General features: G+C 42.9%; 7 protein-coding genes and 1 tRNA gene. 5 read left to right on the top strand and 3 right to left on the bottom strand.

What is annotated here, in order from left to right:
- Positions 1–62: 62 nt before the first annotated feature.
- Entirely contained in the window at positions 63–410 is a 348-nt protein-coding gene (locus HRU42_RS19890; protein WP_295033702.1) for a rhodanese-like domain-containing protein, read from the top strand.
- A gap of 46 nt (positions 411–456) precedes the next feature.
- Here the strand turns inward: HRU42_RS19890 and HRU42_RS19885 are convergent, their stop codons facing one another.
- Positions 457–840, bottom strand: coding sequence for an MAPEG family protein (locus tag HRU42_RS19885; RefSeq protein WP_295033700.1), 384 nt, complete (start codon positions 838–840; stop codon positions 457–459).
- A gap of 60 nt (positions 841–900) precedes the next feature.
- On the bottom strand, positions 901–1725 hold the full coding sequence (locus HRU42_RS19880; protein ID WP_295033699.1) for a cobalamin-binding protein: 825 nt from the start codon (positions 1723–1725) through the stop codon (positions 901–903).
- Between the two features lie 162 nt (positions 1726–1887).
- On the opposite strand from HRU42_RS19880, the gene HRU42_RS19875 reads away from it, so the two are divergent.
- Positions 1888–1974 (top strand) — tRNA-Leu (locus tag HRU42_RS19875).
- 1407 nt (positions 1975–3381) lie between these two features.
- Here HRU42_RS19875 and HRU42_RS19870 read toward each other — a convergent pair.
- The gene (locus HRU42_RS19870; RefSeq protein ID WP_295033698.1) at positions 3382–4413 is read right to left on the bottom strand and encodes a transposase; all 1032 of its coding nucleotides are present in this window, start codon (positions 4411–4413) and stop codon (positions 3382–3384) included.
- A 201-nt stretch (positions 4414–4614) separates the two neighbouring features.
- Between HRU42_RS19870 and HRU42_RS19865 the strand changes: the two genes are divergently transcribed.
- From HRU42_RS19865 to HRU42_RS19855, 3 genes are all read left to right on the top strand, one after another.
- On the top strand, positions 4615–5244 hold the full coding sequence (locus HRU42_RS19865) for a hypothetical protein (protein WP_295033696.1): 630 nt from the start codon (positions 4615–4617) through the stop codon (positions 5242–5244).
- Between the two features lie 43 nt (positions 5245–5287).
- Positions 5288–5545, top strand: coding sequence for a hypothetical protein (locus HRU42_RS19860; protein WP_295033694.1), 258 nt, complete (start codon positions 5288–5290; stop codon positions 5543–5545).
- Positions 5546–5808: 263 nt separating this feature from the next.
- Positions 5809–6495, top strand: a complete 687-nt coding sequence (locus tag HRU42_RS19855) for a hypothetical protein (RefSeq protein WP_295033693.1) — start codon at positions 5809–5811, stop codon at positions 6493–6495.
- The last annotated feature ends 1051 nt before the right edge of the window (positions 6496–7546 follow it).

Raw genomic sequence — 7546 nt, 5'->3', positions numbered from 1 at the left:
AGGATCTGGCTAAGCCATAAGCCAGCCTAGCAAAACCACAGTGAGAGAAGAGGAATAAATCTATGTTGAGATCCATAGCCGACATCATGGCCGAAGTGAAAGCCCCATTGAATACCATCACGGCGCAACAAGCCGCCTCAATGTGCCAGAGTAAAAATGGCGTATTAATCGATGTGCGTGAGACATCCGAACATGCCCAGCAGGCCGTCAAGGGCGCAGTACACATTCCCCGTGGCGTATTAGAGATGAAGATGCTCAGCCTCTATCCTGACGAGAAACTGGCCATCTTCATTCATTGTGGCTCGGGGGTCAGAGCATGTCTGGCGGCGGAGCAGTTGCTGAGACTTGGATATGAGAATGTGTGGGCGATCACCTGTAAGCTCGATGCCGTCTGCACCGCCAATAGTTAGCGGCGCATAATGAACCAAAAAGGCGCTAGCCCTTAGCGTAGAGCGATTAACACGCCTGGAAGAGGATGGCGAAGGAACAGAACACCGCCACAAACCAGGCCAGGGAACGTAGAGTCCCCTTATCGAGCAGATAGAGTAGCTGATAAGCGACACGAGCAACCAGATGAATGATGGCCAAGGTCACTACAGTGTCGTTAACATTGTCTGTAGCAATAACTGTCACCACGGCTAAACCAAAGATAAGCAAGGACTCAAAAGCATTTTGATGTCCCGCCACCGCCCGAGCACCGAAGCCTGTTAGCTTGGCCTGTTGCGCCCTAGGATGGGCGTTATCGTAGCCACCCGCCTTAGCCATGGCCCAAGCCACAGGTCCCTTAGCTAAATAAGGTAATAACATGGCAATAAACAAACAAATAAGTAAAGTCGTCATAGGGGACAAGGTCCTTTTTAAATTGTAGAACCGGCTTTAGCCGGGAGAAATATATTACGGCTATCTCGCCTTATCTAGTGCATCGCACAGCGCTTGCACGCCTTGAATTGCTCGCGGCGTTGCTCTGTGTAACAGGTCGGCATTGAGCTGATAAATATGCTGATTGTTAACTGCTGGGATCTCCAGCCACTCACTCCAGTCGACGCCTAAGACATTACCTTCATCCTGACTCTGCAGAATAACTTCCGGCATCTTCAACACAACACTCTCCAAACTGACCTGAGGGTAATCATTGGCTGCATCGAGATAGACATTGTCCCCATGACAAACGGCGATGATCTGTTGGATCCAGCTATTCTTCGCCACTGTCATCAAGGGAGTAGACCAGAGCTGATAGAAGACTTTCACCTCAGACTTGGCCAGATTATCTTTTCGCAGTGCCTCGAGCCCGGCAAGGTAATCATCGGCGACCTTGTTTGCCGCGACTCGATGACCGGTTAATTTTCCCAGCTCCTTCAGCTCTTCAGCAACGGCTTCCAGAGTCTTAGGGTCACTGTTATACACATTAAACCCCAGTTCCTTTAAACGCTGTAGGTCCTCGGCCTTATTGCCACTGCCCCAAACCACCACTAGGTCGGGTTCCAGCTCAAGCACCCTCTCTATCTGTATGCCGTGATAGCCGCCGATTCTAGGGATATCCAGCGCCGATTTGGGAAAATCAGCATAGTCTGTGGTCGCTATTATGGAGCCTCCGGCGCCAATGGCATACAGCATCTCGACCGAGTGCGGCGATAGCGCTATGATTCGTTTAGCAGGCGCGGCCATGGATGAAAATACCGGCAGACACACAGCCAGTAATAAGACGATTCTATTGATAGTTTTCATTACCTTCTCTTTAAAAAATACACAAAGCAATCTCAGCCAATGACAGACCAAGATCTATTACTCTAAGATTGATTGACAGCAATAACATAGATCAGTAATATCAGTCTTGCAAGCAGTTGAAAAGTAGGTGAATTAATAAACTATTTTCTGACTCCTGGCAATGCAGATGTGGTGGAATTGGTAGACACGCTAGCTTCAGGTGCTAGTGCCCGTAAGGGCGTGAGAGTTCAAGTCTCTCCATCTGTACCAAACTTTTCTTAATATCCAAGTACTTATCCCGTTTCACTCTAAAAATCATCCAAAAAAAATCGCCCTAGATTTATCTAAGCAGTCCCCAAGATCTTCTGTAAGAATCCGAAATAATGATTTCCCAGAAAACTCATAAACAGTTCATTAAACAACCCACCCCAGAGCATACGCGCTCTCTGCTCCATATTAGAGCTGCTGAAGGCTGCTAATTAGAGACGCTGAAGGCTCTTTACTCAAATCCGCTGACGGCTCTATGTCATTGGGTGAACTTTTTATAACTGCAAGCCGGGTAGACAATAACGCCACAGAAGCTAACAGGCAGAAATGTAATTTCAAACTGATCGCCACTTCTTACAACATCAGGGCTAAGCCGTCGAGCCCCTGCCTTCATAAAGAGCCAGACCATGAGCATACGTGCTTTCTCCCCAAAAGCCGCCGAAGGCTCTATGTGATTGGGTGAACTCTTTATAACTGCAAGCCGGGCAGACAATAACGCCACTGTGGTTAGCACGAAGTGTCGCTGCAAGCAAAACCTGACATAGCCACTTCTAACTTTCAATAATTTATCTAAAAAATATAACCATACTTTGACATAAAATATACCCATAGTCTGACAAATCGGAACAACCTCTAATGGACGAAAATAATGGTATGTACTTTTATTACGACTAAGAAAGAACATTTCCTAGCTCACTTTTGGACAAAAGCTTGTTTACTTGTCGGATAACAAGTTACTGAAATATCTGTTGTGGGTTCATTGGCGGGTTTTGTTATCTGATTAGCTTCATGAATGCCATAGCTTCATGTTTATCTATCACCTGCCGTGGGCTTAAGTGCAAACACTTCTGTGACACGCCGCAAGCACTGTCCCTGTGGGCTCTACGACATCATCCCTGATGCCGAAGGTCACAGCCGCGTTCACACCTGAGTATTTATTTCTTCGATTTCAGCTCTATTGGTTTGTAACAAGTTTCTGGACAAAAATGTGTTTACTTGTCGGATAACAAGTTGCTGAAATATCTAATGTCGGTTCATTTGGCTGATTTTGTTATTTGGTTAGCTTTATGAATACCATAGCTTCATTGGTGTTTATTGCTTGCTGCAGGCTCATGTGTAAACACTTCTACGAGGCGCCGCAAGCACATCCCTGTGGGCTCTGCCAAAACGTCCTTGTTTCGGAAGCTCGCAGCCGCGTTCACACCCTGTTATTGCTCTCTTCGATTCGGCTTTTATCGACACGACAAACAAGCTTCTGGACAGAAGCGGGTTAGAGCATTGGGTCGGGTTAACCTGATATTGATTAGAAAAAGTATCTTAGTTTATTCGGAAGTCCTAATTCTCTCCGCCCCCTTAATCCGCTTTAATGTAGGAGCGGCTTCAGCCGCGAAGGCCTTTCCGAAGACCTTGCTAAGGAGATGGATGAAGTGCATTGCTGCTGGCTTTACCTTTACACCATAGCCCACAGCTATGCTGCTGTTTGAAAGCACACATAGCATCCCAACGACCACTAATACCACTGTATTGGCGGCGAAATTCTTTCGCTGAGGTTATCCAAGCCTCGGGTGCTATGCCAAGTTCATTGAGTAATTTAGGTTGGCTTGAGTCAATAAACCCTTTTTTATCAGGCCTAATGGCTCTGCCAGTCCAATCGATAAGTTGGAGGTAATCACAGAAATGAAATGGGATACCTGCTTGAGTCGCTGAGTGGGTATCACCATCGAACTTGGCAAGTGGTTTGAGTGGCTCACTCGAGGCTGAGGCAGATTTATCATCATTGGGTTTAGTATTTTTATCAGAGGTACTTTGCTCGGTGATACGCTCCTGAATAGACGTATAATCAGATGCTTGAAGTGTGTTCGCAATTCCAGCTCTGATAGGGTTTAAATCCACGTACATCATGCATGCTAGCAGCGCCTGTTCATCGAGTAAGGCTTGGCTCTTAAAACGACCCTCCCAAAAAGCGCCTTTACACTCATCCTCACGATTGGCCCTACGGGCTATCTCTTCATTGAGGCAGCGCATAAACCAAGAGATACTCGATAGACGTTCATGCCATTCAGCAAGTAGACCATCAAGCAGTAAACGCTCACCCTCGATTAAGGCATCGCCATTCATGTATTTAGTCGCTACATCATGTCCTTTAGTCACCTTACACCAAAGTGTGATCACCTCGCGGTTAGACAGCGACTTAGCTCTATCAAGGTCAATTTTAAGCACGAGATGATAGTGATTATTCATCACCGCATAGGCACAGACATCGATACAAAATATAGCAGACAGAGCCTTAGCTTTATCGACAATCCAGCCGCGTCTATGCTCGAAACTCTTACCTGTCAATTTATCTTCACCGCAAAGGTAGGCTCTTCTAACACAACGATTTATTATATGATAAAACGGAGTCGATTCTGGGTCGATAAGGGTTCTTCGAGCTGAAGTCATAATCGTTATCCTGAACAACACTGAGTTGAGGTAACTTAAAGGCTAGTAGAGGATGCTCTAAAGCACAAAAGATATGGCTGTCCCGTCTTTTGTTGGTGAGCTGGAGAAAAAATAACATGATTTAATCAAGCCCATTGAGCTATTAATGCATGCAAACAGCACATAAATACTAAGACGTTATGGTTCATTATGGAGTACAGTATGCTGAATAGAATTGATTCAATAATTTACGATATTCGTAGGGGAATATCTGAGGTAGCTGAAAGTTTCGAATCAGACACGAAGAATTTAGTAACCTTTCTCAATGTAGCTGATGAGAATGCATATAGCTCAGTTATAGACTCTTTTTACTTGCTTGAGGATACTCAGCTAGCCAAGCATAGTTTCTGTGACGAAGATTTCATTAAGGAGTCATTTGGCAAGCTTTATTTGATGTTCTATGGCGTTTTAAATTCATGTTACATGCAACAACAAGCAATATTAGTAATATGCCAAAAGTTGATGATTGAGCAAAATATCCCCGAAATAAAAAACATAGAAGTGGTGGCTTACCGTAATGATTTTGCTGCTCACTCATCAAATAGAGGCCGAGGAAAATCAGAGCATAGTTTTATCCTAAATAGGCTAGCCCTGAGAGAGGGGAAGGTTAAGGGATACACGGGCAATCTCGAAACGGATTGCATATTCAGGGACGCGGATATCATTTCTTTAATTTCAGAGTGGGATTTAGTGTTAGAAAGGCAATTAGAGTTAATCGCTACTAGATTGTTAAATGAAGAAGAAAAACATGCTAAATCAAGTGAATGCAGCACGGTTGTTACCTCACTATAAAATGTTAAACACCAAAGTCATGTACGCGGAGAAGATATTAAAAATGAATAATAATTTAATTGCAAAAATTGGTTTTTTGAAGCCTGCGACTACAACTGTCGAATGCGGAAATCATTTTAGAAAGATTAAAAACCTTATAATTAATGATTTAGCAGAAGAAGAACTCAAAGTAAGTATTCATTGCAATAAGTGGATTTTAACTAAAATGCTAGAACTTGAGGGACATTGGGATGATGACGCTAGGCAAATGCATACTCTTTTGCACAACCAATTGACTTTGAATGTAAAATCAAACACATAATCGAGTGGTAGGAGGAACCTAACTCAATATTCACTGTGCAAATTTCTGTCCTCGTTTATTCAAAAAGACTCTAGTAGAATGCTTATTAATCAATGTCTTTGCTTGAGCGCGGCTTAAGTAATAGGTTTATTAAATGTGCATGCGCACAATACAAATATTAGCAAGCAGCACCTCTTACAACAGTGTGAGCCTGAATATAAAAGTCTGAGTATATGATCAAAAATAACGACTGTGTGTACTGTGGGATAGCAATTAGAAAATCCGTGAATTCTGACGATGGTCGTTCGGTTGAGCACTTAATCCCGCAAATAGCTGTAAGTAAAAAAAGAACAAATGCGAATGGTGATTTTCATGTTTGCAGGAAGTGCAATACAGAAAAAAGCAAAATTGATGAGTTATTTGGACTTTTATCTAGGGTGAATACTCCTGGTGAAGGTGGCATAGAGGCAGTGTCGAAGCTATCGAAAATGTTTGGTAAGCGAAATAAAGCGATTACTAAGATGATTGATAGCGCCCGTAATCATCCTAATGGAATAGAGTTAAAGCTACCATTTAAAGGTGAAGATATTTATAAGTATGGTGTTTTTCTCACTAAAGGGGAATTCTTCAAAAAACATCGCTCTTTGCTAGACCTCAACAAAAATATAGTGTTAGTTACATGGGTAAGCCCAAACTTAACAAGAGAATTACTGAAAGGTTATAAATCGACACATGGTAGAAACCCTTTTGCAGACTTAGCTTTAAACAGTGGTGTCGAGAATATTCATGAAGAATGCTTTATTGTTGTAAATTCGACTGGTGATGAGTTTTTATTTTTCTTTAATCAAGAATACTCACTTACTACAAAGGTTGTTGAAAAAAATGAAGAAAACATGCGTGAAAAGCGAGAAAACAAGCTTGATCTAATAGCTGGATTTTCTAAAGGTAAGAGTAGCAAATATTGTGTTTAGATCGCTCTCTCACGATTTAGATCCCGATTGGTCTATAACCAATCTTCGTTACATTAAAATTTATCGAGCCACCCATCATAAAAATACAGCCATTGACCACATACCAGTGATGACATTGTAAGTGCTAAATGGCATATAAGGCGATGATTTATTTTAATTTAAAATATCAAGATGATGAGCTGTATGCAACCGCGATAAGTGGACACCCATAAGATTTTTGGCATTTTAACTTAATCGGCACTTATTGCTGATATCTAGCAATCCATTCTAGGACATTTATCAAGCGCATTTATCAAGCCAGCCACGATAAATAGTGGGTCGTTCCTCCAAATATCAACTCTAACAGTTTAAGCGCTAGAAAGCCTGTAGTCGTATGATTTACATCCAATTAAAATATAAATCCAGTGTGTTTTATACAGCTAGGATAAGTGGACACCCATAAGATTTTTGATACTTTAAACTCCCCAAGTTCAAAGTGGCGAATGCATGGTGCCATGCCATGATTAAGCCTCTCACACTAGCAATAACACACGCTCTAAAATCGAAGAGACAACTTATCTTGTAAATCAGCAGGTGTAGATGCGGCTGCGAGCTTCGATGACATGGCCGTTCTATGACATCCATGTCACCACGGCATTTGTGAATCCATTCACATCAGACGCTGTCGCAGAGCCCACAGGGAAGTGCTTGAATGATATCCTATCTAAGGGCCAGTTCGGCATCCGTGCCTCTCGTTCATAAGCGCATGTCTGCGCCATATTCACCGCCTCGCAGAACCTTCTCAAAATAAAGGGTGCACATAAGCCCGCTGCAGGCGATAGATAACCATGAAGGTAAAAGTTAACACTCACTACCCAGTATCAACTCAGCCAGAAGCTACACCAGAAAATGTGATCAGTCTTCATTCGAAGGCTAGCAAACTTTGGTCGGATAAGCGGCACCTGTTACCAAGTGCCGCTCTCCTAAGAACCGCACGTGCAACTTTCACTGCATACGGCTCAAGCCTCCACTAAGGCGTACTATGTTACCCGGTAACCACAGGGGTTACCTT

Origin of the sequence: Shewanella sp. (genome assembly GCF_013214165.1) — a bacterium.
Classification (GTDB): Bacteria; Pseudomonadota; Gammaproteobacteria; order Enterobacterales; family Shewanellaceae; genus Shewanella.
This window is presented reverse-complemented; position numbering and strand designations above follow the sequence as displayed.